The organism is Streptomyces mauvecolor (assembly GCF_039532965.1).
GTDB classification, from domain to species: Bacteria; Actinomycetota; Actinomycetes; order Streptomycetales; family Streptomycetaceae; genus Streptomyces; species Streptomyces violascens.
Window position 1 is genome coordinate 1 of the sequence record NZ_BAAASQ010000022.1, and the last position, 24,279, is coordinate 24,279.

The window sequence follows — 24,279 nt, forward strand, 5'->3', positions numbered from 1 at the left end:
CGGGTGTACCGAAGAGGTACAGGATCAGGTCCTGGTCCAGGGTGATGCGGCCGAAGTCCATGGCGACCGTGGTGGTCGTCTTGTCCCCGGTATGGGTCAGGTCGTCGATGCCCGCGCTCGCGGACGTCATCACGGCTTCGGTGCGCAGCGGGTTGATCTCCGAGACCGCGCCGACGAACGTGGTTTTGCCCACGCCGAAACCGCCCGCCACCACGATCTTCGCCGACGTGGTGGAACGGGCGGCACCGCCGCTAGAGCTTCCGAAGTCCACTGAGCACCCTCTCGAGCAGCGTTACGTCCGGCGTGCCGCCGGTCTCTCCATTGCCCGGCTGGTGGATCGCCACCATGCCGGCCTCCGCCAGGTCGGCGACGAGGATCCGGGCGACACCGAGTGGCATCTGGAGCAGCGCGGAGACCTCCGCCACCGACTTGACCTCACGGCAGAGGTGGCAGATCCGCTGGTGCTCGGGAAGAAGCGTGGCAAGGTGCGCCGGGTCTGCTGTGGTGCTGACCAGCGCCTCGATGGCGAGCTGGTAGCGCGGCCGGGTGCGGCCGCCGGTCATGGCGTACGGACGGACCAGCGGCTGGTCGCCTTCACCGTCGTACGCCGCGTCGTGCAGTGCGCCGTACGAATCGTGTGAGGCGGGGGGCGGGGTCATTGGTTCCTCCGGGCGGAGACAGCAAGCCATCTGCGAGCCGTCAGACAGGGCCGGTGGGGGGCGAGGTGCGGCCGGGACGGATATCTGCATCGTGCGGGAGCGGTCCGGGCCGGAGGGGGCGGCGCCGGTGGCTCCCGACCCCCGGCCTCGCGAGCGGCTCGGCCGGGGGGTTTGCGGTCAGTGGAGCAGGCTGCCCTGGAGCTCGGCGCGCAGGTCCGGCGTCAGGACGGTGCCCGCGCGGTCGACCAGGAGAGCCATCTCGTAGCCCACCAGGCCGATGTCGCACTCCGGGTGCGCGAGCACGGCCAGGGAGGAACCGTCGGACACGGACATCAGGAAGAGGAAGCCGCGCTCCATCTCCACCACGGTCTGGGCGACGCTGCCCCCCTCGAAGATCCGGGAGGCCCCGGCGGTCAGCGAGGTCAGCCCGGACGCCACGGCGGCCAGCTGGTCGGCGCGGTCGCGCGGGAAGCCTTCGGACATGGCGAGGAGCAGGCCGTCGGCGGAGACCACGACCGTGTGGGACACCCCGGGGGTGTTGTCCACAAAGTTGGTGATCAACCAGTTCAGGTTCTGTGCCGCCTGGCTCATCGGACTCAACTAACGCTCCTGCTGGTGAGTGGGGTCCACGTGGAAGCTGCCGGTGGAGCCGTTGCCGGCCTGCCGGCCCTGCTGGATGCCCCGGCGGAGATTGGTCAGCCGGCCGCGCACGTCGTCGGGCGCCCGGGAGACCTGGGGTCCTGCCTGGTGGTTCTGCTGCTGTGCGGTGCCCGGCACCAGGTTGGCGCGCGGGACCCGCTTGGGAAGTCCGGACGTGGTCACGCCGCCGGCGGCGGGCTTGCGGGCCCGCTCGGCCTGGCGGACGAGGTCGTCGTTGGGCGAACTGCGCCAGGCACCGGAGCCGTTGGAGGCGTCCGAGCCGTTGGCGCCGCTGTTCGCGTTGCCGTTGCCGTTCCCGTTGCCGCCCTCGCGGACCGGGCGGCGCTCGGGGGCCGGCCGCTGCGGAGCGGCGCTCCGGCCCTGCGGGGCCTGCGGCTGCGGGGCCTGGGGCGCCTGCGGTGCGGGCTGCTGCGGCTGGCCGCCCTGCTGGCCCTGCTGCTGGAACCAGTTGGTCTCAAGGGTGTCGAACAGCGGGGTCCGCCCGTCACCGGCACCGGCCGGCGGCAGGGCCTCGTGCTGCGGCTGCGCGGGCAGGCTCCCGGCCGGCTGGCGAGGCCCGCCGAACTCGTTGCCGTCCCGGCGCTGACGCGGGGCACCCTGACCGAAGTCCTGGCCCTGCTGGGGCGCCTGCTGCTGGTACTGCTGCGGCTGGGCCGGCTGCGGCGCGGGGGGACGCGGCGCGTTGAAGTCCGGGCGGGCGAACTCGGAGGTCGCCGCCGGGTTCTGCCGGTCGTCGCCCGCGGGGCGCTGGGAGGAACCGGTGTCCTGGCCGGGCCGGGCGAACTGGCCGGTGCCGGACGGGTCCTGGTCCGGACGCGCGAACGAGCCGGTGCCGGACGACTGGTCGCCGTACCCGTTGTAGGAGCCCGGGCGCTCGAACTGCCCGGTCGCCGACGGGTCCTGCGCGGCCGGCGCGCCGAACACGTCGGGGCGCACGAACTGGCCGGTGCCCGAGTTCTGGTCCTGCCGGGTGCCCGGCGGGGGGCCGTCGAAGTCGGGGCGGGCGAACTCGGCGGTCGCGCCCGGGCCCTGGCGGTCGTCGGTGGCGGCGGGACGCGGGTACTGGCCGGTGTGCGGCTCCTCGTGGCCGCGCGGTGCGTCCAGGGCCGAGGACTGGTCGGTGCCCCAGCTCGCGGCCTGCGGCCGGGCCGGCTGCTGCCCCTGCGGGTTGCCGCCGGGCAGCTCGGCGCGCGGGGCGCCGGGCGGCGGGGTGATCGGGCGGTCGCCGCGGCGCGGGGCGGCCGGGGAAGCCGGTCCGCTGCCGAACCCGGACTGCTGGCCCTGCTGCTGGGGCTGGCCCTGCTGCGGGCCGCCGCCCCGGGGCGGCAGCGCGGCGCGCGGGCCGGGGCCGCCGGTGACCTGGCCGCGCGGGGCGCCCGCGGCGAGCCGGCCGCCGGGAGCACCCGGACCGCCGCTGAGCGGCCCTGCGGCGAGCCCGGCACGCGAGGGCGGGCCGCCCGCGAGACCGGGACGGCCACCCTGGCCGGCCGGAGCCTGCGGCTGACCGGCACCCGGCTTGCCGGGCGCCTTCTTGCCGCCCTGGGCGACGTCGACGGGCAGCATGACGAGCGCGGTCGTACCGCCGGAGTCGGACGGGCGCAGCTGGATGCGGATGCCGTGTCGCAGGGACAGGCGGCCGACCACGAACAGACCCATGCGGCGCGAGACCGAGACGTCCACGGTGGGCGGCGACGCCAGCCGCTCGTTGATCGCGGCGAGGTCCTCGGGGGAGAGGCCGATGCCGGTGTCGTGGATCTCGACCAGGACGCGGCCGTCGGGCAGCGCGTGACCGGTGACGCGGACCTTGGTCTGCGGCGAGGAGAACGAGGTGGCGTTCTCAAGCAGCTCGGCGAGGAGGTGCACGAGGTCGTTGACCACGCGTCCGGCGACCTCGGTCGCGGGCACGGCGGCCAGTTCGATGCGCTCGTACTGCTCCACCTCGGAGGCGGCGGCGCGGAGCACGTCGACCAGCGGGACCGGGCGGGTCCAGCGCCGGCCGGGCTCTTCACCGGCGAGGACGAGGAGGTTTTCGCCGTTACGGCGCATACGGGTCGCGAGGTGGTCCAGCTTGAACAGCGAGGACAGCTGGTCCGGGTCGGCCTCGCGGGACTCCAGCTCGGAGATGAGCGAGAGCTGACGCTGGATAAGACCCTGGGAGCGGCGCGAGAGGTTGGTGAACATCGCGTTGACGTTGCCTCGCAGCAGGGCCTGCTCGGCGGCGAGTCGTACGGCCTCGCGGTGCACGTCGTCGAAGGCCGCGGCCACCTGGCCGATCTCGTCCCGGGAGTGCACGCCGACCGACTCCACGGAGGTGTCGACGTCCTGCGGGTCCGACTCCGAGAGCTGCTTGACGAGCTCGGGCAGGCGGTCCTGGGCGACCCGGGTCGCGGTGTCCTGCAGCCGCCGCAGCGAGCGGATCATGGAGCGGGCCACGACGAACGCGCCGACCAGCGAGACGCCGAGGACGACGAGGATCAGCACACCGTTGAGGATCGCGTCGCGCTGCGAGGTGTCGCGCAGCTCGCGGGCCTTCTGCTCCATCTCACCGAGCAGGGTCTGCTCGATGGTCTTCATCTGGTTGATCTTGTTGGAGTCCTGGTCGTACCAGTCGAGGTACGAGCGCTTCTGCTCCTGGTTGATGCCGCCCGGGTTCTTCAGCACGCGCTGCGAGTACGCGTTGGCGGCGGTGATCTCCGAGTTGCCCTTGTCGAGCGGGGCCATCAGCTCGGTGGAGTTGCCGCCGTTGGCCTCGTACACGTTCTGGAACGAGGCGAGAGCCTGGCGCTCGCCGTCCTGGGCGGCCTTGGCGTACAGGCGGTCGGGCTCCAGGAGGTCGCCCTCGTCGCTCTTGGTGGCGGGCAGCGCCGCGGCGATGATCGCGCGCTGGACCGAGGCGTACTCCTTGGCGGAGGAGAAGGCCGCCAGCGCACGGGTCCGCTTGATCATCTCCGGGTTGGAGGTGGCCTGCGCCATGTCCTGGGAGAGGCTGAGCAGACCGCGGATGAGGCGGCTGTAGGACTCGACGGTCTGGGAGTGCGCGGTGGTCTTGCGGTCGCCCTTGTACGCGGTCTTGCGGATGCTCTCCAGGTCCTGGAGCTGGATCGCGATGTTGGTGACGTTACGACGGATCGACTCCAGCGCCTCGTCGTTCTCCGTGCCGCTGACGTCCTGCGTCGCCTGGATGAACGACTTCCTGACCAGGTCGGTCGCCCCGCGGTCGGTCTGTACGCGGGCGTCGGAGGTCTGGGTGGAGAGCGGGCCCGCCGAGTCGTCGCGCTCGGTCTGGAGCGCGGCGGCGAGCTCGGTCGCCTGCTTGGTCATGTCGGTGAGCAGCTGCATGTGGTCGAGCTGCTGCATGTCGTTCATCGACTGGTTGATGCGCAGCCCGCCCAGGGTGGTCGCGGCGACCACGGGGAGGGCGAGCAGGGCGACCAGTCGGGTCGAGATGCGCCAGTTGCGCAGGGCTATTCGCGAGCCCGTGTCCACGGGCCCGGTCGGCTTCCGTTCGGCGCCGTTCTGGTCGCCGCCGGAGGGACCCGAGGGCCCGCTGGTGCGCGCCGTCTGTCCGCTCGCCTCGCCGGCCGGAGAGGCGGAGGGGTTTTCGGGGCCCCGGGGGTTCTGGGCGTGCTGGGGCGAGGAACTGGCCGTCTTGGGGCCAGTCCCGCCCTGCGGCTCCTGCTCCGCCGCAGCGCTGCCATCCCTCTTGAAACGTCCCTGCACTAGCGTCGCAACCTCTGGACCAGGCGTCCCTCCGTAAAAACGGATAGGACGGTGTCGGCGTCATGGGGGGCACTGCGCGCCCCCTGTGTGGTCTGAGTGACCGGCGCTTGTCCTGCTCCCCCTCCCGCCGCACACCCGGCGCTGCGTTGCGCCCCTGCGCGCCGGTCAGTGACCCGCGGCGGTGCGTGGAATTCCAGCACAGTGCCGGATCTCCAACAAGGCCCGCGTACCGGGCCGTGACCTGAGTGACACATTGTGAGTATCGCGTCACAAAATGTAGAAAGTGATCGCGGAGAAAACGGACTAATGCGTGCGAGTCGCTTAGGGGTGGGGGGTGTCCCAGTCGCGATGATCAGGAGCGGAATGAAGGGTTCAATACCGGAATGTCCGTTCCTGGATGGTCAGTTGACGGACCCTTATATCCCTTTTGTGGCTTGATTCGTGAGCAAACTCACATGTTGATCGCCGTCTCTACGACCCTTTGCCGGGAATTCGAATGTTTAGCCTGACGCTTTACAGGGATGGCCAATCCGACAACCGGCGCCCCCGCGCGCCCGTACCGACAGGGTTCGTAGCAGAGATGAAGACGACGATGATCATCCGGAACATAGCCAACCCGCGCCGCACCACCCTCGCGCACCTCGCGGACGCCGAGGAGCTCCAGCGGCCGGCCCAGCCGGAGCACACCGTCGAGCTGCCCACCCAGACGGCCAACCCGCGCCGCACCATCCTGATGAAGGCCCCGGACCGGGCCGACGCCGTCGAAGCCGCCGCCGTCTGATCCGGGAGTCCCCGGCGCCCCTCCTCGCCGGCGGGCCCCCGCGAGGCGCTCCGCCGCCGGTCGCGGCACGGAGTAATGCGCACGGCCGGTGTCCTTGCCCGGTTAGCCTGGAGCGTCAGACTCCAGCCAGTACCAGTTAAGCGAAGTGAGGGGCGACAGCACTCGTGCGCATCGCCAGGTTCTCCATCGACGGCAATGTCGCCTTCGGAGCGGTCGAGGGCGAAGGCCCCGACGGTCTCGTACTCGACATCATCAAGGGCATCCCGTACGGCGACTTCGAACTCAGCGGCACCAAGGTGCCGCTGAGCAAGGTCCGCCTCCTGCCGCCCGTGCTCCCCAACAAGGTCGTGGCCATCGGCCGCAACTACGCGGAGCACGCCAAGGAGCTCGGAAACGAGGTCCCGGAGGTCCCGGTCGCCTTCTTCAAGCCGACCACCTCGGTGATCGGCCCCGGCGACAGCATCGAGTACCCCTCCTTCTCCAACGAGCTGCACCACGAGGCCGAGCTCGCCGTCGTCATCGGCCGCATGTGCCGCGAGGTCCCGCGCGAGCGCGTCAAGGACGTCATCTTCGGCTACACCTGCGCCAACGACGTCACCGCCCGCGACGCCCAGCAGCGTGAGAAGCAGTGGGCCCGCGCCAAGGGCTTCGACACCTCGTGCCCGCTGGGCCCCTGGGTGGAGACCGACCTCGACCCCACGGATCTCACCATCCAGGCCACGGTCAACGGCGAACAGCGCCAGCTCGGCCGCACGGCGGACATGATCCGCTCCATCGAGGACCTGGTCGTCCACATCACCGAGGCCATGACGCTGCTCCCGGGCGACGTCATCCTCACGGGGACCCCGGCCGGAGTCGGGCCCCTCAACGTCGGCGACGAGGTCGCCGTCACCATCGAAGGCATCGGCACTCTCACCAACAAGGTGATCAAGCGTGGCTAACGCGAACGTCCGCGTACGTTTCTGTCCCTCCCCGACCGGCAACCCCCACGTGGGCCTGGTCCGCACCGCCCTGTTCAACTGGGCGTTCGCCCGGCACCACGGCGGCACGTTCGTCTTCCGCATCGAGGACACCGACGCGGCCCGCGACAGCGAGGACTCCTACAACCAGCTCCTGGACTCCCTGCGCTGGCTGGGCTTCGACTGGGACGAGGGCCCGGAGGTGGGCGGCCCGCACGAGCCGTACCGCCAGTCGCAGCGGATGGACCTCTACAAGGACGTCGCCGAGAAGCTGCTCGCCGCCGGCAAGGCGTACCACTGCTACTGCACGACCGAGGAGCTCGACGCCCGCCGCGACGCGGCCCGCGCGGCCGGCAAGCCGTCCGGCTACGACGGCCACTGCCGCGAGCTGAGCGCCGAGCAGGTCGAGGCGTACACGACGGAGGGCCGCCCGGCGATCGTCCGCTTCCGCATGCCCGACGAGCCGATCACCTTCACGGACCTGGTCCGCGGCGAGCTGACCTTCACCCCGGACAACGTGCCGGACTACGGCATCGTCCGCGCGAACGGGGCGCCCCTGTACACGCTGGTGAACCCGGTCGACGACGCCCTCATGGAGATCACCCACGTCCTGCGCGGCGAGGACCTGCTGTCCTCGACCCCGCGGCAGATCGCCCTGTACAAGGCGCTGATCGAGCTGGGCGTGGCGAAGGAGATCCCGTCCTTCGGACACCTGCCGTACGTGATGGGCGAGGGCAACAAGAAGCTCTCGAAGCGTGACCCGCAGGCCTCCCTGAACATCTACCGCGAGCGGGGCTTCCTCCCGGAAGGCCTCCTGAACTACCTCTCGCTCCTCGGCTGGTCCTTCTCGGCGGACCAGGACGTCTTCTCGATCGAAGACATGGTGGCGAAGTTCGACATCGCGGACGTGAACGCGAACCCGGCCCGCTTCGACCTGAAGAAGGCCGAGTCCATCAACGCGGACCACATCCGCATGCTGGACGAGCAGGCGTTCGCCGCGGCCTGCGAGCCGTGGCTGCGCGCCCCGCACGCGAACTGGGCCCCCGAGGACTTCGACCGCGCGGCCTGGGAGGCCATCGCCCCCCACGCGCAGACCCGTGTGACGGTCCTCTCCGACATCACGGCGAACGTGGACTTCCTCTTCCTCGACTCTCCCGTCGAGGACGAGGCGTCCTGGGCGAAGGCGATGAAGGAGGGCTCGGACGCGCTGCTGCGCACGGCCCGCGAGAAGCTGGAGTCGGCGGACTGGACGTCCCCCGAGTCCCTCAAGAACGCGGTCCTGGCAGCGGGCGAGGAGCACGGCCTGAAGCTGGGCAAGGCCCAGGCCCCGGTCCGCGTAGCCGTAACGGGCCGCACGGTGGGCCTCCCCCTCTTCGAGTCCCTGGAAATCCTGGGCAAGGAGAAGACGCTGGCGCGCATCGACGTGGCACTGGCGAAGCTGGCGGCGTAGGTGTAGCCGGTACGTGAATGAGGGGCGGCAGCCGGTGGGCTGCCGCCCCTCGGGCTTTTCTAACCCAACCGCTGGGCGAGCAGCGCGAGCCAGGCGCCGGGGGAGTACGGGGAGGGCGGGTCGACCTCCATGCCCAACTCGGCGAGGGCAAGGGCGTATTCGGACTCGTCGAGGTCGAGGGTGACCAGCTCGTGCAGTTCCCCGACAACCTTGGCGATGAGCGAGAGGTCCGTCGTCCCGCGGTAGTCCTCGATCGCGGCATCGTGATCGTCGAACTCGTCCGGCATGTCCTGCGAGAACCAGCCACCGAGCAGTTGCCCGAGCTCGGTGAAGCGGGCATGCCATTCCCAGTGGGTCACGGGAGCGGAGGGACGCGGCGCCTCCCCTTCCTCGATGCTGCGCCTGAGGTGGTCGGCGAGGACGGTGAGCCAGCCCTGGATCTCGGCGTCGCGGAGCCCCACGTCCGGAACGGGGTAGAACTCCCCGAGCCGCTGTCGCAGCCGCCCCGGAGGGTGCCGGGCGTACTCCCGCAACTGACTCTCGGCGACGGCCAGCGCCCAGGGCCGGGTGTGCCAGGTGTGCCGGACGTACGCGTCGAGCGCGGTGCTGCGCCGTTCGGGGGTGTCATCCGCGGCCTGTCCGAGGTAGGCCCGCATGACCTGGTCCAACTCGCCGTAGTGAGCGTCGTGTTGCAGGGGTGTCAGAGGCATGGGGCGGAGCCTTCAGAGGTAGACGGGGAAGGAAGCGTGGACGACGAACCCGTGCCGGCTGATGTCACTGCGCCGGAGCACGACTCGGGCGGCCCGCACGTCTATCGGCCCCCGCCCCGCGTACGCCATTGCCTGGATCATCACCCGCCCGACGGGCATCTCCCGGGACGGCCAAGCTGCTTCGATGACAAGGCGCCCCCGGGTGGATTGCGCCAGCCATCGATGCACAACCTGCTCATTCCGCGTCACCACTTCTTGAGTGGCCCACTGAGCGGTCTCCCGATCAGGGTAGGTCGCGGCACGGGTTGTGGTCGGCATTTCGCTCTCCGGGTTGACTCACGAGGTCTATATGTGGCGTGCGAGGAATTGTCGGTCAATCCTGTCTGCCTTCTGACTCAGACAGGATTGAACGACCAGAAGACGCCGACCTCGGAGTCCGATACGACAACCAGGCCGTAGTCCGCAGTGTATTCGGTAAAGGAGGACCAGCCGGGGCCGACGTCGCGCGCGGCAAGGTTCGGTGTTTTCGTCACCCTGGCCTCGGCGAGATTGGTGAAGCACTTGAAATCTGTCGCGAATCGGGACAATAGGATCCGAGCCGCTTCCAGTAGGCCCTCGGGGTTCTCCTGGAATCCTGGAACCTCGGTGATTTGGCACCAGTCATCCATGAGTGCAACAAGCAACTGTGCTGCGGTGTCGACGTCGATCTCATGGAGATTGCGGGAGAGTTTTTCGGCGGAGTCGGGGCTGAACGGGAAGCCTCTCCGGGAGGCCTTGGTTCGCTGGTCGTGCTCCTTGTCCCAGTCCTGGCCGGCCCAACCGCGTGGATCCGGTACGTCGCGCCGCATGACTGCCCATGTGTCCGCATCCCATGCGACGTTGTTCCTGGGGCCGACGGAGACAAAGACGTACTCGTCCTCGAACAGGGTGCTGAGCGCGGCGGCCCAGGTTTCGCGGGTTGCTGCAAGCATAGGGATTCCAAGGGGGTGATCATCGATTCACGCTGCGGGCATGGAGGTAAGCACGGAGAACGGAGGGATCAGGCTCGGATCGTATCGAAGGATCGTTTTGGTCCTGTGCGTCTCCATGGCCCGAGCGGCCAGACCTTCGTACTTGAATCCGGTACCTGGTTCACCCGGGATTGGCTGCTTGCTGACTGAGTGTCCGGTGACGCGGCCGTCCGGGGCAGTACTGACAAAGGCTTCTTTGTCGCCGACGGGGGGAGGCTCTGACAGCCATGCCTGAATTTCTGCAGATTTCTGATCGAGGTTGTCCTGAGTGAATTCTTGGGCTTCTTCGACGTTCTTGAAACTAGAAGAACCGCCGATTTGTGGCTTTCCGTGGAGCCAAGTTCCTCCGGGGGGATCTCCTTGATCTCGGAGTCGCTGGGCCAGCTGCTCGTCGCTCTTCCCCACATGCTTGTCCAGGGTGTGGCCGTCATTCATGAATTCTTGGGATGCGAGGTCCAAGGGGAACGTGTGACTACTGGCTGCGCTTCCAGGAACGGTCCAACTGTGCTCATGCCTGAATTCGGTCAGTGCTCTGGCGCCGAAGCCCTCCGCCCTGGCCTCCTCGGCAGCGTACTGAGGGACGCTCAGATAGGCTTCGTTGAGCGGATCCATGAGTTTCGGCAGCGCGTCGGCCAGTGACTTGACCGTGTCGTTGTACGTGTCGACCGCCGAGTCCAGCCGCCCCGCGTCCAGGTTGTTGATGAATTCGACAGCGAGCTCGAACGCGCCGCCCAGCAGCGTTTCGAGCACGTCCCCGAAGTCCTTGACCTTCAGAGTCTTGTAGGCGGACTCGCGATAGACGTCGGTGATCTCCGAGCGCACCTTCGCCACTGCCGTCCCGAAATGAGTGCACGCGTCGGCCAGCGAACGTGCGGTGTCTTCCAGGACCCCCAGCGCGGGCTTCTGGCCTCCGGAGTGGTTCCACTTCTGGCCCACCCGTTCCTGGCCCCAGGCCGTCGTCCCCCAGATGCTGCTGCAGAACTGTTTCATGGCGTTCTGCCACTCGCTGTGACCGGACGTGGGGTTGGTTATGTAGGCGATGGCACCGTCGAAACCGTCGCCGGCCGCCTTGGCGTCCTTGGCCGCGGTCGTCCATGCCGCCGCGATCTCCGGGAGTACGAGATCATCGCCACCGGGTGTGATGTCCGCGACTTTGCCGTGCCGCAGTACGTCCCTCAGGACGGGCAGCAGGACGGATTCCCCGAAAGAGCCCGCGACTTCCAGGACATCGCTGATGACACGGTCGCCGAACGCATCCCCGGAGGCGTGGCCCCACCCGAGTTCGGCGGCGGGCCAGTAGGAGGCCGCGGTCTGGATCACGTCGGGCTCGGGCTGAAGCCGCAGCGCGGGGGCTTGTTTGGGGTCGGACAGGTACTCGGCCCGTACGTAGTTGTTGGCGGTGACCGTCAGTCCGACTGCGGCGCCGCCGACTCCGACGACCGCTTTGGCCCACACCTCTATGAAGCGTTTCGTGACCTTCGCATAGGCCGCCGCGAAGGCCTCGGGGCCGCTGCCGCGACCGCCCGCGTGGGCGTGGGTGTCCAGGGCGGCCAGCAGCCGTACGGCGCCGTCGGAGAAGTCGTACTGCTGGTTCCGCAGGACGTAGGACGTAGGACGTGTAGTAGAGGTGTGGCGGACTGACGTCGAACCCACTGCCCGGATCCGGTGGAGCGGGCGGCTTGAGAGCCGCCACCTCCTCGTTCCGTCGTCGGCGTGCCGACGCCGTGTCGTCGCGGGAGATGTCGTTGCCCTGCGGGTCCTTGAGAGAGCCCGGGGAGGGTGAGGGAGTCGGCCCCGAGCCGTTGGGGTGAGGGGTTCCTCCGCCGGTGGGGGCGGGCAGGGGAGTGGTTGAAGGTGAGGGGGAGGGCGAGGGGGAAGCGGAACTCGAGGGCGAGGGGGAAGGCGTGGACATCAGAGCGCGCCCCAGCCTCGCAGCACGGCCCGGTGGGCGGCGGCGTAATTCGCGTGGCCCGTGGTCACCACCCCGTGGAGCCAGGCCTGGCGGGCCTGGAGGTCCTGCATGTCCCGGTCCCAGCGGTCGAGTTCGTCGATGAACGCCTCGCGGGCCTCGCCGTGCCAGGTGAGGACGACCTTCTCGGTACGGTCGTACAGCGTGCCGAGTCCCTCGTTCAGCTGCTTGAGGATGTCCTCGAGTTCGCCTGCCAGATGGCGCAGAGCCGCGAAGTCGACGGCTATGTGGTCGTCGGGCATGGTCTTCGGTTCCCCCCGGTGAGGCTCTACAAGTCGTCGAGGCTGCTGCGCGTGGCCGGCGGTGCCTGTAGGGCCTCGGCCTCGTGCTCCACGTCGATGTGCGACTGGACGTTGCGCATGGCCGCGAGGACGTCCAGCTCCCGCTCTGTGAACCCATCCCGGCTCATGAGGACCGCTTCCCGCACGACCCGGAGCGTTTCGCGGATGCGCACGGCGTCCTTGGCGGCACCCAGGTGCAGATCGCGGTAGGCGGAGCCGGTGGTTCCTTGCCAGTCGGCCTGGATCCGGTCGACGATCCCGTCCATCCGGCGGACCTGGTTGTCCAGGTGCCGCTGCATGTCTTCGAGGTCACCGGCCAGCTTCGTCAGGCCGTCGTCGTCCGGCTCCTTGAGGTCCGGATTGCCTTGCATCCCGCCCCCGATAGCTCGTAACCGTGTGCGTTCGGTCTCGTTCGAGGACCCTAACAACGCGCCCCAGGGCGAAGGAAGTTGCATCTGGGGCAGAAGTGGGGGCGTGGAGGTCGCCGTCCCCGACCCCGCTGTCAGTGCCCCGAGTTATGTTTTCTGGCAGTGCAGACAACCGCCGACCGCTGCCGCCGCGCCTTCCCGGGAGACCCTCATGCCCATGCCCGCCCCCGACTTCTCCTGGCACTTCACTCCGGGCAACACCTTCACCGAGGAGTCGGGCACCAGCGGCACGCTGAGTGTCGTGGCCGGTGGGGAGTTGTGGCTGCACACCGGGCGGGTCATCGCCTGTGACCCGTTCGTCTCGCTCGGGGCCGGCGAGGCCGAGCCGTTCACGGCGCAGGTGGAGCCGGGGCGGTACCGGGTGGACGCGGCCGTGGCGACGCTGGTGCGCGAGGGCGAGCCGGAGGCGGACACCCCGCATCTGCGGGTGGCCGCCGCGCGCCTCGTCATAAAGGAGGCCCCGACCGTCTCGTGGGAGCTCGCGCTCCAGCCCGGCCAGGACCTGGCCGAGCTCGATGACGAGGAGTTCTTCGGGTACGGAGTCGATGCCGGCACCGGCTGCTTCTACGACGCCGGGTCCGACGGCTCCTTCCCCGACTGCGCGGGCGACGAAGGCCCGCTGTGGGACGCCTTCGACACCGTCCCGCCCTCGCCCGGTCCGCACACGGTCACCGACCCCGCGACCGGCCACAACTTGATCGCATTCACCTCGGGCTGGGGCGACGGCGCCTACCCGACCTGGATAGGCCGTGACGAAGCGGGCGCGATCACCTGCTTCGTCACCGATTTCTTCGTCGTTCCGATCGAGGCGCTCGTCCCCTGACGAGCGGGCCCCGGCCGCATGTGCCAGAACGCCGTCCGCGGTCCGGACGCAGGGCCTACGCTCGAAGCATGGCCATCCGCGCGGTCCTGTGGGACATCGACGACACGATCTTCGACTACTCCGCGGCCTCCCGTTCCGGCATGCGTACGCACCTCGGCCTGGAGGGACTGCCCGACGCATACGAATCCGTGGAGCGGGCCCTGGACGACTGGGCCGAGATCACGGCCTACCACTGGGCGCGGTTCGCGGCGGGGGAGACCGACTGGCACGGGCAGTGCCGGGACCGGGTGCGGGCCTTCGTCGGCGACACCATGAGCGACGACGAGGCCGATGCCTGGTACGACCGGCACGTCGCGCACTACGAAGCCGCCTGGAGCCTCTTCCCGGACACCCTGCCCGTCCTCGACGTCCTCGCCGAGGGCTACCGGCACGCCATCCTGTCCAACTCCTCCCTCTCCAGCCAGGAGCGGAAGCTCCGGATCCTCGGCGTACGGGACCGGTTCGAGGCGCTTCTCTGCGCCGCCGAACTCGGCATCGCCAAACCGGAGGCGGCCGCCTTCCACGCCGGCTGCGAGGCGCTCGGACTGCCGCCGGAGGAAGTCGTCTACGTCGGCGACCAGCCGGACATCGACGCACGCGGGGCGGACGAGGCGGGGCTCAGGGGAGTCTGGCTGGATCGCTCGGGCACCGGCGGACGACCCGAGCTCATCCGCATCACAGGACTCGACCAGCTCCCCGGCCTCCTGCGCCTCGATACCCGTTTTGGAGCGCCGGACACCTTCGGGTAATGTTCTTCCTGCGCCGAGGGGAGCGGGAAGAAAAGCCCCGAACCGAAAGCGCAAGCCAAACAGAACTCCCCACGGGAGTTGCGTTTTGGTGGGCTATGGTGTAATTGGCAGCACGACGGTTTCTGGTTCCGTTAGTCTAGGTTCGAGTCCTGGTAGCCCAGCTCGCAGAGCTTTATCTGCAAGGCCCCCGTTGTGTAGCGGCCTAGCACGCCGCCCTCTCAAGGCGGTAGCGCCGGTTCGAATCCGGTCGGGGGTACAGATCCTTCCCGCGGGATCACCAGGGTCGCACCCGGTGAACTCGATGCAGGATCGCTAGGGCCCCCGTTGTGTAGCGGCCTAGCACGCCGCCCTCTCAAGGCGGTAGCGCCGGTTCGAATCCGGTCGGGGGTACTGGTCTAAACCACCATGGGCTATGGTGTAATTGGCAACACTACGGTTTCTGGTACCGTCATTCTAGGTTCGAGTCCTGGTAGCCCAGCGGGTCATTTCAAGATCCTGGATCTTTTCGAAGGTCCGAAAATGCAGGCAGGCCCCCGTTGTGTAGCGGCCTAGCACGCCGCCCTCTCAAGGCGGTAGCGCCGGTTCGAATCCGGTCGGGGGTACGCACAGAGAATGGGCCCTTCGCATCTTGCGGAGGGCCTTTTCGTTTGCCCGCGCACGTATCCCGACGCGCGTCCGGACGCACCCCGCACGCATCCCGGCGGGTTCGACTCCCGTACCGCACAGGTGCGTTCGGCGCACCCGACCCGAACCGCCCTCCCCGCGCCGCCGGTTGAACGGCCCCGGACACACCTCCGGCCCACCGCTGCGGCGTTGAAGCGGTGGGCCGGAATGTGGCAGAAGGAAAGACGTCAGCCGTTGCGGCGCAGAGCCTCGGACAGACGGGCGGCGGCGTCGATGACCGCCTGGGCGTGCATCCGGCCCGGGTGCCGGGTCAGGCGCTCGATCGGACCGGAGACCGAGACGGCGGCCACCACCCGGTTCGACGGGCCGCGCACCGGAGCCGACACCGAGGCCACGCCCGGCTCGCGCTCGCCGATCGACTGGGCCCAGCCCCGGCGCCGTACTCCGGACAGGGCCGTCGCTGTGAAGCGGGCGCCCTGGAGGCCGCGGTGCAGGCGCTCCGGCTCCTCCCAGGCCATCAGGATCTGGGCGGACGAGCCGGCCTTCATGGTCAGCGTCGAACCGACCGGGACGGTGTCGCGCAGGCCGGAGAGGCGCTCGGCGGCCGCCACGCAGATGCGCATGTCGCCCTGTCGGCGATAGAGCTGGGCGCTCTCGCCCGTGACGTCGCGCAGATGCGTCAGGACCGGGCCGGCCGTGGCCAGCAGGCGGTCCTCGCCGGCTGCCGCCGCGAGCTCGGCCAGGCGCGGGCCGAGAATGAAACGGCCCTGCATGTCCCGAGCCACCATCCGGTGGTGTTCCAGTGCCACGGCGAGGCGGTGTGCCGTGGGTCGTGCGAGCCCAGTGGCCGCGACCAGACCTGCGAGGGTGGCCGGACCGGACTCCAGAGCGCTCAGGACAAGGGCAGCCTTGTCCAGAACGCCTACGCCGCTAGAGTTGTCCATGCAACGATATTCGCGTCTCACTCTGTGAAACGCAAGTTCAATTTTCTCCGGAAGTCGTCAAGCTGTACTGGCGATCCGTACAACGGAGCGCGGCCCCGCCCGGGGCGTGCGGTACGGGCATGGGCAATCGATCTCTAGTAGTGCCGGCGACGACGCCGGCCGGAGGGAAGGCGATGGGTAGGACACTCGCGGAGAAGGTCTGGGACGACCATGTCGTCAGGCGCGCCGAGGGCGAGCCGGACCTGCTCTTCATCGATCTGCACCTGCTGCACGAGGTGACCAGCCCGCAGGCCTTCGACGGACTGCGCAAGAACGGTCGCCAGGTGCGGCGCCTCGACCTCACCATCGCCACCGAGGACCACAACACCCCCACCATCGACATCGACAAGCCGATCGCGGACCCTGTCTCGCGGGTCCAGCTGGAGACGCTGCGCAAGAACTGCGCCGAGTTCGGTGTGCGCCTGCACCCGCTGGGTGACGTCGAGCAGGGTGTTGTCCATGTGGTGGGACCGCAGCTGGGACTGACCCAGCCCGGCACCACCGTGGTCTGCGGCGACTCGCACACCTCCACGCACGGCGCCTTCGGCGCGCTGGCGTTCGGCATCGGCACCAGCCAGGTCGAGCACGTCCTGGCCACCCAGACGCTGCCGCTGGCCCCGTTCAAGACGATGGCCATCACCGTGGAGGGCGAGCTGCCCGACGGGGTCACCGCCAAGGACCTGATCCTCGCCATCATCGCGCGGATCGGCACCGGCGGCGGCCAGGGCTACGTCCTGGAGTACCGCGGCTCCGCCATCGAGAAGCTGTCGATGGAAGCCCGCATGACCATCTGCAACATGTCGATCGAGGCCGGCGCCCGCGCGGGCATGATCGCCCCCGACCAGACCACGTTCGACTACCTGGAAGGGCGCGTCCACGCCCCGCAGGGCGAGGACTGGGACGCGGCGGTCGAGTACTGGAAGACGCTGAAGACGGACGAGGACGCGGTCTTCGACGCCGAGGTCGTCATCAAGGCCGACGAGCTCTCGCCGTTCGTCACCTGGGGCACCAACCCCGGCCAGGGCGCGCCCCTGTCGGGAGAGGTCCCCGACCCGGCTTCGTACGAGGACGCTTCGGAGCGCCTGGCCGCCGAAAAGGCCCTGGAATACATGGGGTTGACCGCCGGGCAGCCGCTGCGCGACATCAACGTCGACACCGTCTTCGTAGGTTCGTGCACCAACGGCCGCATCGAGGACCTGCGCAACGCGGCCGCCGTCATCGAGGGGCGCAAAGTCGCCGACGGCGTACGGATGCTGGTCGTCCCGGGCTCGGTCCGGGTCGCCCTCCAGGCCATGGACGAGGGCCTGGACAAGGTGTTCACGGCCGCCGGCGCCGAATGGCGGCACGCGGGCTGCTCGATGTGCCTGGGCATGAACCCGGACCAGCTGGCCCCCGGCGAGCGCTCCGCGTCCACCTCCAACCGCAACTTCGAGGGCAGGCAGGGCAAGGGCGGCCGCACCCACCTGGTTTCGCCCCAGGTCGCCGCCGCNCCCACCTGGTTTCGCCCCAGGTCGCCGCCGCGACAGCGGTTCTCGGCCACCTGGCCTCGCCCGCCGACCTGTCCGACGCCCGCACCCCCGTGGAGGCCTGAGAACCATGGAAGCTTTCACCACGCACACCGGCCGGGCCGTACCGCTGCGCCGCTCCAACGTCGACACCGACCAGATCATCCCGGCCCACTGGCTGAAGAAGGTCACCCGCGACGGCTTCGAGGACGGGCTGTTCGAGGCCTGGCGCAAGGACTCCGAGTTCGTCCTGAACAAGCCCGAGCGCAAGGGCGCCACGGTTTTGGTGGCGGGCCCCGACTTCGGCACCGGCTCCTCCCGCGAGCACGCGGTGTGGGCGCTGCAGAACTACGGCTTCAAAACGGTGATCTCGTCCCGCTTCGCCGACATCTTCCGCGGCAACTCGCTGAAGAACGGGCTGCTCACCGTCGTTCTCGACCAGAAAGTCGTGGACGCGCTGTGGGAGCTGACCGAGCGCGACCCGGGCGCCGAAATCACCGTTGACCTGCAGGATCGCCAGGTTCGCGCGGAAGGCGTCACCGCCGACTTCGAACTCGACGAGAACGCCCGCTGGCGGCTCCTGAACGGCCTGGACGACATCTCGATCACGCTCCAGAACGAGCCCGACATCGCCTCCTACGAGGCCCGCCGACCCGCCTTCAAGCCCAGCACGATCCAGGCCTGAACCGCGTATTGACCCCCCTTCGGCTGCATCGCGCCCCCCGTTTTCCGGATTGATTTCCGGGCGGGGGGCGCGTCGCGTTTTGGGCTGCGGGGGTGACGTCAACTAGCCTTGTACGCAGGGCAGATGGCTGGATAGTCGCTTGCGCGATCGAGGTACCGTACGGACGTCCAGGACTCGCTGGATTCGCTCAGTTGCCCCCGCCGGAGGTGACAACTCGCCTCAGATGGCACAATCGACGCATGGAACGCGACAGCCAACTCAAGCTCTACGGGCTGGTGGCGGACCAACTGAAAGAAGCGCACACAAGGGTGCGCGAACTGCAAGTCCCGGAGGGCGTACGGATGGCGCTGTCCCGGAAGCTGCTGGTCATAACAGCGGCGGCCAAACACGATCTCGCCGATGCGGCAACGCGTCTGGAGCGGTTGATGAAGGACCTCGACGAGGGCCGATTCCCCGAAGGTGACTGAGCCGTAAGGAACTCGGCGAGAGCCGACTTCGTTGCGGCACTAGGGTGATTAGCCCGTTTCGTGTTTGATTTGCGGTATATATCTGCCTAACGTGCGAAAAGGCCTGGACACTTTCGCTCAGGCAATGTCTCCGAAGGGGAAGACGTGAACAAGGCGCAGCTCGTAGAAGCGATTGCCGACAAGGTCGGCGGCCGTCAGCAGGCCGCGGACGCGGTGGACGCGGTGCTGGACGCGATCGTCCGTGCGGTCGTCGCCGGCGACCGCGTCTCGGTCACCGGTTTCGGCTCGTTCGAGAAGGTCGACCGCCCGGCCCGGTACGCCCGCAACCCGCAGACGGGTGAGCGCGTACGGGTCAAGAAGACCTCGGTTCCGCGGTTCCGCGCGGGTCAGGGCTTCAAGGACCTCGTCGCGGGCTCGAAGAAGCTCCCGAAGAACGACGTGGCCGTCAAGAAGGCCCCCAAGGGCAGCCTCTCCGGCGGTACTTCGACCCGCAGCACCGTCAAGAAGGCCGCGGCCAAGAAGGCCACCGCCAAGAAGACGGTCGCCAAGAAGACCACCGCGGTGAAGAAGACCACCGCGGCGAAGACCACGGCGGCGAAGAAGGCCACCACGAAGAAGGCCACCGCCAAGAAGACGACGGCCACCGCCAAGAAGGCCGCGCCGGCGAAGAAGGCCGCGACCGCCAAGAAGGCCACCGCGAAGAAGACCGCGCCGGCGAAGAAGGCCGTCGCGAAGAAGGCCCCCGCGAAGAAGGCCACGGCGCGCAAGACCACCGCCAAGAAGGCGACCGCCCGCAAGAAGTAGTCATCAGCGGCGAGGCTCAAGCGCCGGGCCGGGCTCCCCTCGGGGAGACCCGGCCCGCGGCCGTTTTCGGCCAAGTCGCCCCGCGCGCTCCGGGGCTCAGAACGTCTGAAGCGTCACCAGCGTGATGCGCAGGTCCGCCCCCGACCCCTCGGTCTCGATGCGGACCCGCTGGCCGGGCCTCAGCAGCCGCAGCCCGCCCGCCTCGAAGGCCGGGGCCCCGAAATCCACCGGGGTGCCGTCGTCGAGCAGCACACTGCCGCTGCGGGTCTCGGAGTCGTACGTGTACGCGGTCGCCTGCATACCCGCCAGCCTAGTGCCCTCGTACGGGGTCCACGGGCTCCAGGGCGCCCCGCAGCGCGGCGGTCGCCGGGCCCACGCCGAGGGACAGCGCGGCCCGCAGGTCCGCGCCCGTGTCGACGTCCCGGCGCACCGAATCCACGCCGTCGAGCAGGATTTCGGCGGCCCCCGAAGCCGAATGGGCGGCCCGTGAAGGACCGCCGAATACCGGGTTCAAATCCCTGCCCGGAACCGCCGAAAGGAAAGTCGTCCCGATTCCCGCCGCATCCGAGAGAAAAGCCCGCGGAAATGCGGCGGCCGCGGCGAGCACCTGGCCCAGTTCCGCGGGGCGCAGCGCGGGCAGATCCGCGTTGAGGGCGGCCACCGGAAGCGCCGGGTGCCGCGAGCGCAGCCGGTACGCCCCGTGCGCCAGCGCGGCGTTGAGCCCCGCGCCGGGGGAGTCGGGCACGATGCGCGCACCCAGCGCGGCCAGCTCCGCGCCCGCCAGCGGATCATCCGTGACGACCGCCACATTGCGCACCGCGGGACATTCCAGCGCGGCGGCCACGGTGTCCTGGGCGAACGCGAGGGCGAGCCGCGGGCGGAGCTCGTCGCCGACGGCGGCCCCCAGCCTGCTCTTGGCCAGCGCCAAGGGCTTCAGCGGGATGACGAGGGACCAGCGGGCAGCTGTTGCGGTGTTCGTGGCGTCCCCTCCGTCCGGGCGCCGCCCCGATCGGGCCGGGCGGCGGCGGGCTTCATTGTCACCCGCCGGGAGGGCCGCCGTGCGGGCCGGGGCGTACGGTGTTCTCGACAGACCAGGGGCCTGGGGCGACACTTGCCCCCAGCAGCCACGCAGAGTCAGTTCCCCCGGTCTCGCAGAGGCCTGGCCGGGGTCCACAGAGGAAGGTGTCCGAGTGTCCCGCCGCAGAATCGGCTTCTGGTACCGCCTGGCAGCGGTCATCGCCAAACCGCCGCTGGTCGTTCTGTTCAAGCGGGACTGGCGGGGAATGGAGAACATTCCGGCCGACGGCGGATTCATCACCGCCATCAATCACAACTCGTATCTGGACATGTTCTCGTACGGGCATTTCCAATACAACACGGGCCGCGTGCCCCGATTCCTGGCGAAGGCCGCGCTTTTCAAGGCCCCCGGCGTCGGGATCCTGCTGCGCGGCACGGGCCAGATTCCCGTCTACCGCGAGTCCACCAACGCGGTCGGTGCCTTCCGGGCCGCCGTGGACGCCGTGGAGCGCGGTGAATGCGTCGCCTTCTACCCCGAGGGCACCCTCACCCGCGATCCCGGCCAGTGGCCGATGACCGCCAAGACCGGAGTCGCACGGGCCGCCCTGATGACGCGGGCGCCCGTCGTCCCGATCGCCCAGTGGGGCGCCAACTTGGCGATGCCGCCGTACGCCAAGGAGAAGAAGGTCAACTTCTTCCCGCGCAAGACGCTGCAGGTGAAGGCCGGTCCGCCGGTCGACCTCGACCGGTTCTACGACAAGGAGCCGACGCCCGAGGTCCTCAAGGAGGTGACCGAGGTCATCATGGCCGCGATCACCACGCTCCTTGAGGAGTTGAGGGGCGAGAAGGCCCCCGAGAAGCCGTACGATCTGCGCGAAGTCCGCGCACGGCAGCGCCGCGAGGCCGCCGGGGAGGGCACCAAGTGACACACGGCACCACCAAGGCAGCGGTGTTCGGGACGGGTTCGTGGGGCACGGCCTTCGCCATGGTCCTCGCCGACGCGGGCTGCGACGTGACCCTCTGGGCCCGCCGACCCGAACTCGCCGAAGCGGTCAACTCCACGCGTACGAACCCGGACTACCTGCCCGGCATCGAACTCCCCGCGTCCGTACGGGCCACCACCGACCCCGCCGAGGCCGCGGCAGGCGCCGACTTCACCGTTCTCGCCGTCCCCTCGCAGACGCTCCGCGACAACCTCGCCGCCTGGGCGCCCCTGCTGGCCCCCGACACCGTGCTCGTCTCCCTGATGAAGGGCGTCGAACTCGGCACCGCCAAGCGGATGAGCGAGGTCATCGCCGAGGTCGCCAAGGTCACCGAGGACCGCGTCGCGGTCGTCACCGGGCCCAACCTGGCCAAGGAGATCGCCAAGCGGATGCCGGCCGCCGCCGTCGTCGCCTGCCGGGACGAAGCCGTCGCCCGGCGCCTCCAGGCCGCCTGCCACACCCCGTACTTCCGCCCGTACACCAACACCGACGTGGTGGGCTGCGAACTCGGCGGCGCCGTCAAGAACGTCATCGGGCTCGCCGTCGGCATCGCCGACGGCATGGGGCTCGGCGACAACGCCAAGGGCTCGCTCATCACCCGCGGCCTCGCCGAGACGACCCGGCTCGGCCTCGCGATGGGAGCCGACCCGCTGACGTTCTCCGGCCTCGCGGGCCTCGGCGACCTCGTCGCCACCTGCTCCTCGCCCCTCTCGCGCAACCACACCTTCGGCACCAACCTCGGCAGGGGCATGACGCTGCAGGAGACCATCGCGGTCACCAAGCAGACCGCCGAGGGCGTCAAGTCCTGCGAATCCGTGCTGGATCTGGCCCGTCGGCACGGCGTGGACATGCCCATCACGGAGACCGTCGTCGGCATCGTCCACGAGGGCAAGCCGCCGGTCGTCGCGCTCAAGGAGCTCATGTCCCGCAGCGCCAAGGCCGAGCGGCGCTGACCGCGCCGGGCGCCCGCGGCCGTGGACCGGGCGCCCCGAACGGGTACCCTCAACGCGATATGAGCAGCGAGAACCTCCCCCAGAGCCCTGAGAAGCAGCTCCGCAAGCCGCGGGTGGCCGTAGTGTTCGGCGGCCGCAGTTCGGAACACGGCATCTCGGTCGTGACCGCCGGCGCGGTGCTTCGCGCCATCGACCGTACGAAGTACGACGTGCTGCCCATCGGCATCACGACGGACGGCCGCTGGGCGCTCACCGCCGACGAACCGGAGCGGATGGCGATCAGCGACCGTCGCACGCCCAGCGTCGACGAGCTCGCCGAGTCGCCCGACGGCGGCGTGGTCCTGCCCGTGGACCCGGGCAGCCGTGAAGTCGTCTACAGCGAGCCCGGCATGGTGCCCAAGGCCCTGGGCGAGGTCGACGTGGTCTTCCCGATGCTGCACGGCCCGTACGGCGAGGACGGCACCCTCCAGGGCCTCCTGGAGCTCTCCGGCATCCCGTACGTCGGCGCGGGCGTCCTCGCCTCCGCCGTCGGCCAGGACAAGGAGTACATGAAGCGCGTCTTCACCTCCTTCGGGCTGCCCGTCGGGCCCTACCTCGTGGTGCGCCCGCGCGAGTGGGAGCAGGACGAGAAGGGCGCCCGCCAGCGCATCGCCGACTTCGCCGGTGAGCACGGCTGGCCGCTGTTCATCAAGCCGTCCCGGGCCGGCTCCTCGTTCGGCATCACCAAGGTGGACTCCTTCGAGGGCCTGGACGAGGCCATCGCCGAGGCCCGCCGCCACGACCCCAAGTTCCTCGTCGAGTCGCTGCTGCGCGGCCGCGAGATCGAGTGCGGGGTGCTCGAGTTCGAGGACGGGCCGCGGGCGAGCGTGCCCGCCGAGATCCCGCCGGTGACGGCCCACGAGTTCTACGACTTCGAGGCCAAGTACATCGACTCGGCGGCCGGCATCGTGCCCGCGCCGATCGGCGAGGAGGCCACCGCCGAGGTGCAGCGCCTGGCCGTCGAGGCCTTCGAGGCCGCCTCCTGCGAGGGCCTGGTCCGCGCGGACTTCTTCCTCCAGGACAACGGCGAGTTCGTCATCAACGAGATCAACACGATGCCGGGCTTCACGCCGATCTCGATGTACCCGCGGATGTGGCAGGAGAGCGGCGTCGAGTACGCGGACCTGGTCGACAAGCTGATCCAGGCGGCGCTGCGCCGGTCGACGGGGCTTCGCTAGAGAGCGTTCTTGGTGGCCTTGAGGACGGGGGCGCCGAACGCCTGGAGCACGGACGCGTCGTGCGCGTACCGCGTCCCCGTCAGCAGCTCGATGTAGGGGTCCCGGTAGGCGCTGACGAACCGGGGGCCCTCGGAGCGCGGGAACACGACCCACCAGACGCCGTTCACCTGAACACCGTTGGACTTGGGGTCGTTCATCTCCTCACCCCGTGGAATCCCGCAGCGCAGTACGATCTCCGCGTCCCCGTCCCCCCAGCGGGCCGTCAGCGGCGAGTCCGGGGTGGGGTCGTGTCGCTTCTGGCCGGCCACGGTGTCGGGCAGGAGCTTGTCCAGGGCCTCGCACGCGGCCCGCTCCTGCGCAGGTGGCGAGGGAACCGCCACCTTCGCGGTGGCGTCGGACGAAGAACAGCCCGCGGCCGCCAGGACGGCGACCGCGGACAGGACGAGAAGCGGCCGGCGGCGAGAGAGAGTCACCGGCCCAGGGTATGCGGGGGCTACAGATGGACGACCGGGCAGGTCAGCGTTCTTGTGATGCCGTCCACCTGCTGGACCTTGGCGACCACCATGCGACCGAGTTCGTCGACGGTCTCGGCCTGGGCGCGGACGATCACGTCGTAGGGTCCGGTCACGTCTTCGGCCTGGATCACACCGGCGAGCTTTCCGATGGCCTCGGCGACTGTCGACGCCTTGCCCACCTCGGTCTGAATGAGGATGTACGCCTGTACCACGGAACCTCCAGGGCGGCCACGAGGATCATGTGGGGGAGAGAAAGAGACGCCACGGTACCGCGTCGCCCCGCGCGAC

General features: G+C 69.4%; 26 protein-coding genes, 5 tRNA genes and 1 pseudogene. 17 read left to right on the plus strand and 15 right to left on the minus strand.

Annotated features, from left to right (window positions below; translation table 11 throughout):
- From ABD346_RS27150 to ABD346_RS27165, 4 genes are all read right to left on the minus strand, one after another.
- Window positions 1–271 (minus strand): ATP/GTP-binding protein (locus ABD346_RS27150; RefSeq protein ID WP_344378444.1); only part of this gene is annotated, 271 nt, incomplete at its 3' end.
- Window positions 252–659 carry a DUF742 domain-containing protein gene (locus tag ABD346_RS27155; RefSeq protein WP_053727885.1) on the minus strand — a complete coding sequence of 136 codons (408 nt, stop codon included), beginning with the start codon at window positions 657–659 and terminating at the stop codon, window positions 252–254. The genes ABD346_RS27155 and ABD346_RS27150, both read right to left, overlap by 20 nt.
- A gap of 177 nt (window positions 660–836) precedes the next feature.
- Window positions 837–1,250: a roadblock/LC7 domain-containing protein gene (locus ABD346_RS27160; protein ID WP_053727886.1), complete on the minus strand. Its 414-nt coding sequence runs from the start codon at window positions 1,248–1,250 to the stop codon at window positions 837–839.
- A 9-nt stretch (window positions 1,251–1,259) separates the two neighbouring features.
- Window positions 1,260–5,039: a sensor histidine kinase gene (locus ABD346_RS27165; RefSeq protein ID WP_344378446.1), complete on the minus strand. Its 3,780-nt coding sequence runs from the start codon at window positions 5,037–5,039 to the stop codon at window positions 1,260–1,262.
- Window positions 5,040–5,619: 580 nt separating this feature from the next.
- On the opposite strand from ABD346_RS27165, the gene ABD346_RS27170 reads away from it, so the two are divergent.
- The 3 genes from ABD346_RS27170 to gltX all read left to right on the plus strand — a co-directional run bounded on the left by ABD346_RS27170 (window position 5,620) and on the right by gltX (window position 8,229).
- Window positions 5,620–5,820 carry a hypothetical protein gene (locus ABD346_RS27170; protein ID WP_344378447.1) on the plus strand — a complete coding sequence of 67 codons (201 nt, stop codon included), beginning with the start codon at window positions 5,620–5,622 and terminating at the stop codon, window positions 5,818–5,820.
- Window positions 5,821–5,984: 164 nt separating this feature from the next.
- Window positions 5,985–6,761 carry a fumarylacetoacetate hydrolase family protein gene (locus ABD346_RS27175; protein WP_344378448.1) on the plus strand — a complete coding sequence of 259 codons (777 nt, stop codon included), beginning with the start codon at window positions 5,985–5,987 and terminating at the stop codon, window positions 6,759–6,761.
- Window positions 6,754–8,229, plus strand: coding sequence for a glutamate--tRNA ligase (gene gltX / locus ABD346_RS27180; protein ID WP_344378449.1), 1,476 nt, complete (start codon window positions 6,754–6,756; stop codon window positions 8,227–8,229). Before ABD346_RS27175 ends, gltX begins: the two co-directional genes overlap by 8 nt.
- 59 nt (window positions 8,230–8,288) lie before the next feature.
- On the opposite strand, the gene ABD346_RS27185 is transcribed toward gltX, so the two are convergent.
- The 6 genes from ABD346_RS27185 to ABD346_RS27210 all read right to left on the minus strand — a co-directional run bounded on the left by ABD346_RS27185 (window position 8,289) and on the right by ABD346_RS27210 (window position 12,570).
- Window positions 8,289–8,939, minus strand: a complete 651-nt coding sequence (locus ABD346_RS27185) for a contact-dependent growth inhibition system immunity protein (protein WP_344378451.1) — start codon at window positions 8,937–8,939, stop codon at window positions 8,289–8,291.
- A gap of 12 nt (window positions 8,940–8,951) precedes the next feature.
- Entirely contained in the window at window positions 8,952–9,257 is a 306-nt protein-coding gene (locus tag ABD346_RS27190) for an RNase A-like domain-containing protein (protein ID WP_344378453.1), read from the minus strand.
- 77 nt (window positions 9,258–9,334) lie between these two features.
- On the minus strand, window positions 9,335–9,910 hold the full coding sequence (locus ABD346_RS27195; protein WP_344378454.1) for a hypothetical protein: 576 nt from the start codon (window positions 9,908–9,910) through the stop codon (window positions 9,335–9,337).
- A gap of 27 nt (window positions 9,911–9,937) precedes the next feature.
- Window positions 9,938–11,602, minus strand: coding sequence for an RNase A-like domain-containing protein (locus ABD346_RS27200; protein WP_344378455.1), 1,665 nt, complete (start codon window positions 11,600–11,602; stop codon window positions 9,938–9,940).
- 258 nt (window positions 11,603–11,860) lie between these two features.
- On the minus strand, window positions 11,861–12,160 hold the full coding sequence (locus ABD346_RS27205; protein WP_344378456.1) for a WXG100 family type VII secretion target: 300 nt from the start codon (window positions 12,158–12,160) through the stop codon (window positions 11,861–11,863).
- Window positions 12,161–12,186: 26 nt separating this feature from the next.
- Window positions 12,187–12,570, minus strand: a complete 384-nt coding sequence (locus tag ABD346_RS27210; RefSeq protein WP_344378458.1) for a WXG100 family type VII secretion target — start codon at window positions 12,568–12,570, stop codon at window positions 12,187–12,189.
- Between the two features lie 208 nt (window positions 12,571–12,778).
- On the opposite strand from ABD346_RS27210, the gene ABD346_RS27215 reads away from it, so the two are divergent.
- The 7 genes from ABD346_RS27215 (at window position 12,779) to ABD346_RS27245 (ending at window position 14,840) form a co-directional block, all read left to right on the plus strand.
- Window positions 12,779–13,450 carry a DUF4241 domain-containing protein gene (locus tag ABD346_RS27215; protein WP_344378460.1) on the plus strand — a complete coding sequence of 224 codons (672 nt, stop codon included), beginning with the start codon at window positions 12,779–12,781 and terminating at the stop codon, window positions 13,448–13,450.
- Between the two features lie 68 nt (window positions 13,451–13,518).
- Window positions 13,519–14,238 carry an HAD family hydrolase gene (locus ABD346_RS27220; RefSeq protein ID WP_344378461.1) on the plus strand — a complete coding sequence of 240 codons (720 nt, stop codon included), beginning with the start codon at window positions 13,519–13,521 and terminating at the stop codon, window positions 14,236–14,238.
- Between the two features lie 89 nt (window positions 14,239–14,327).
- Window positions 14,328–14,399: transfer RNA gene (locus tag ABD346_RS27225), tRNA-Gln, on the plus strand.
- 22 nt (window positions 14,400–14,421) lie between these two features.
- Window positions 14,422–14,494: transfer RNA gene (locus ABD346_RS27230), tRNA-Glu, on the plus strand.
- A gap of 61 nt (window positions 14,495–14,555) precedes the next feature.
- Window positions 14,556–14,628 (plus strand) — tRNA-Glu (locus tag ABD346_RS27235).
- A 16-nt stretch (window positions 14,629–14,644) separates the two neighbouring features.
- Window positions 14,645–14,716, plus strand: a tRNA-Gln gene (locus ABD346_RS27240).
- Window positions 14,717–14,767: 51 nt separating this feature from the next.
- Window positions 14,768–14,840 (plus strand) — tRNA-Glu (locus ABD346_RS27245).
- Window positions 14,841–15,089: 249 nt separating this feature from the next.
- On the opposite strand, the gene ndgR is transcribed toward ABD346_RS27245, so the two are convergent.
- Complete coding sequence (ndgR, locus tag ABD346_RS27250) at window positions 15,090–15,806, minus strand: IclR family transcriptional regulator NdgR (protein ID WP_005311436.1); 717 nt, start codon at window positions 15,804–15,806, stop codon at window positions 15,090–15,092.
- 173 nt (window positions 15,807–15,979) lie between these two features.
- Here ndgR and leuC point away from each other — a divergent pair.
- From leuC to ABD346_RS27270, 4 genes and pseudogenes are all read left to right on the plus strand, one after another.
- Window positions 15,980–17,436: pseudogene (gene leuC, locus ABD346_RS27255) on the plus strand (3-isopropylmalate dehydratase large subunit).
- 5 nt (window positions 17,437–17,441) lie between these two features.
- A complete protein-coding gene (gene leuD, locus ABD346_RS27260; protein ID WP_344378462.1) occupies window positions 17,442–18,035 on the plus strand; it encodes a 3-isopropylmalate dehydratase small subunit in 594 nt (197 codons plus the stop codon).
- 239 nt (window positions 18,036–18,274) lie between these two features.
- Window positions 18,275–18,502 carry an SCO5555 family protein gene (locus ABD346_RS27265; protein ID WP_053727896.1) on the plus strand — a complete coding sequence of 76 codons (228 nt, stop codon included), beginning with the start codon at window positions 18,275–18,277 and terminating at the stop codon, window positions 18,500–18,502.
- 144 nt (window positions 18,503–18,646) lie between these two features.
- Window positions 18,647–19,306, plus strand: a complete 660-nt coding sequence (locus ABD346_RS27270; protein ID WP_344378463.1) for an HU family DNA-binding protein — start codon at window positions 18,647–18,649, stop codon at window positions 19,304–19,306.
- Window positions 19,307–19,402: 96 nt separating this feature from the next.
- Here ABD346_RS27270 and ABD346_RS27275 read toward each other — a convergent pair whose 3' ends face one another.
- Together ABD346_RS27275 and cofC are read right to left on the minus strand one after the other, a co-directional pair.
- The gene (locus tag ABD346_RS27275; protein ID WP_189968112.1) at window positions 19,403–19,606 is read right to left on the minus strand and encodes a hypothetical protein; all 204 of its coding nucleotides are present in this window, start codon (window positions 19,604–19,606) and stop codon (window positions 19,403–19,405) included.
- A gap of 10 nt (window positions 19,607–19,616) precedes the next feature.
- Window positions 19,617–20,249: a 2-phospho-L-lactate guanylyltransferase gene (gene cofC, locus ABD346_RS27280; RefSeq protein WP_344378527.1), complete on the minus strand. Its 633-nt coding sequence runs from the start codon at window positions 20,247–20,249 to the stop codon at window positions 19,617–19,619.
- A gap of 247 nt (window positions 20,250–20,496) precedes the next feature.
- Between cofC and ABD346_RS27285 the strand changes: the two genes are divergently transcribed.
- The 3 genes from ABD346_RS27285 to ABD346_RS27295 are packed head-to-tail and all read left to right on the plus strand — an operon-like array spanning window position 20,497 to window position 23,476.
- Window positions 20,497–21,249 (plus strand): lysophospholipid acyltransferase family protein, encoded by a 753-nt coding sequence (locus ABD346_RS27285; protein ID WP_053727899.1) that lies wholly within the window; start codon window positions 20,497–20,499, stop codon window positions 21,247–21,249.
- Entirely contained in the window at window positions 21,246–22,259 is a 1,014-nt protein-coding gene (locus ABD346_RS27290) for an NAD(P)H-dependent glycerol-3-phosphate dehydrogenase (protein WP_344378466.1), read from the plus strand. The genes ABD346_RS27285 and ABD346_RS27290 overlap by 4 nt, the downstream gene beginning before the upstream one ends.
- 59 nt (window positions 22,260–22,318) lie before the next feature.
- On the plus strand, window positions 22,319–23,476 hold the full coding sequence (locus tag ABD346_RS27295) for a D-alanine--D-alanine ligase family protein (RefSeq protein WP_344378467.1): 1,158 nt from the start codon (window positions 22,319–22,321) through the stop codon (window positions 23,474–23,476).
- Here ABD346_RS27295 and ABD346_RS27300 read toward each other — a convergent pair.
- Window positions 23,473–23,949: a DUF3515 domain-containing protein gene (locus tag ABD346_RS27300; RefSeq protein ID WP_344378468.1), complete on the minus strand. Its 477-nt coding sequence runs from the start codon at window positions 23,947–23,949 to the stop codon at window positions 23,473–23,475. The genes ABD346_RS27295 and ABD346_RS27300 overlap by 4 nt on opposite strands.
- A gap of 20 nt (window positions 23,950–23,969) precedes the next feature.
- Window positions 23,970–24,203 (minus strand): Lrp/AsnC family transcriptional regulator, encoded by a 234-nt coding sequence (locus tag ABD346_RS27305; protein WP_053727902.1) that lies wholly within the window; start codon window positions 24,201–24,203, stop codon window positions 23,970–23,972.
- Window positions 24,204–24,279 lie beyond the last annotated feature (76 nt).

Bases quoted from the DNA above. Each gene is read 5' to 3' on its own strand.
- ndgR (WP_005311436.1), bottom strand. From the start codon at position 15,806: ATGGACAACTCTAGCGGCGTAGGCGTTCTGGACAAGGCTGCCCTTGTC.
- ABD346_RS27215 (WP_344378460.1), top strand. From the start codon at position 12,779: ATGCCCATGCCCGCCCCCGACTTCTCCTGGCACTTCACTCCGGGCAAC.
- ABD346_RS27265 (WP_053727896.1), top strand. From the start codon at position 18,275: ATGGAACGCGACAGCCAACTCAAGCTCTACGGGCTGGTGGCGGACCAA.
- ABD346_RS27155 (WP_053727885.1), bottom strand. From the start codon at position 659: ATGACCCCGCCCCCCGCCTCACACGATTCGTACGGCGCACTGCACGAC.
- leuD (WP_344378462.1), top strand. From the start codon at position 17,442: ATGGAAGCTTTCACCACGCACACCGGCCGGGCCGTACCGCTGCGCCGC.
- ABD346_RS27295 (WP_344378467.1), top strand. From the start codon at position 22,319: ATGAGCAGCGAGAACCTCCCCCAGAGCCCTGAGAAGCAGCTCCGCAAG.
- ABD346_RS27220 (WP_344378461.1), top strand. From the start codon at position 13,519: ATGGCCATCCGCGCGGTCCTGTGGGACATCGACGACACGATCTTCGAC.
- ABD346_RS27185 (WP_344378451.1), bottom strand. From the start codon at position 8,939: ATGCCTCTGACACCCCTGCAACACGACGCTCACTACGGCGAGTTGGAC.
- ABD346_RS27190 (WP_344378453.1), bottom strand. From the start codon at position 9,257: ATGCCGACCACAACCCGTGCCGCGACCTACCCTGATCGGGAGACCGCT.
- ABD346_RS27170 (WP_344378447.1), top strand. From the start codon at position 5,620: ATGAAGACGACGATGATCATCCGGAACATAGCCAACCCGCGCCGCACC.
- ABD346_RS27205 (WP_344378456.1), bottom strand. From the start codon at position 12,160: ATGCCCGACGACCACATAGCCGTCGACTTCGCGGCTCTGCGCCATCTG.
- ABD346_RS27160 (WP_053727886.1), bottom strand. From the start codon at position 1,250: ATGAGCCAGGCGGCACAGAACCTGAACTGGTTGATCACCAACTTTGTG.
- ABD346_RS27195 (WP_344378454.1), bottom strand. From the start codon at position 9,910: ATGCTTGCAGCAACCCGCGAAACCTGGGCCGCCGCGCTCAGCACCCTG.
- ABD346_RS27275 (WP_189968112.1), bottom strand. From the start codon at position 19,606: ATGCAGGCGACCGCGTACACGTACGACTCCGAGACCCGCAGCGGCAGT.
- ABD346_RS27210 (WP_344378458.1), bottom strand. From the start codon at position 12,570: ATGCAAGGCAATCCGGACCTCAAGGAGCCGGACGACGACGGCCTGACG.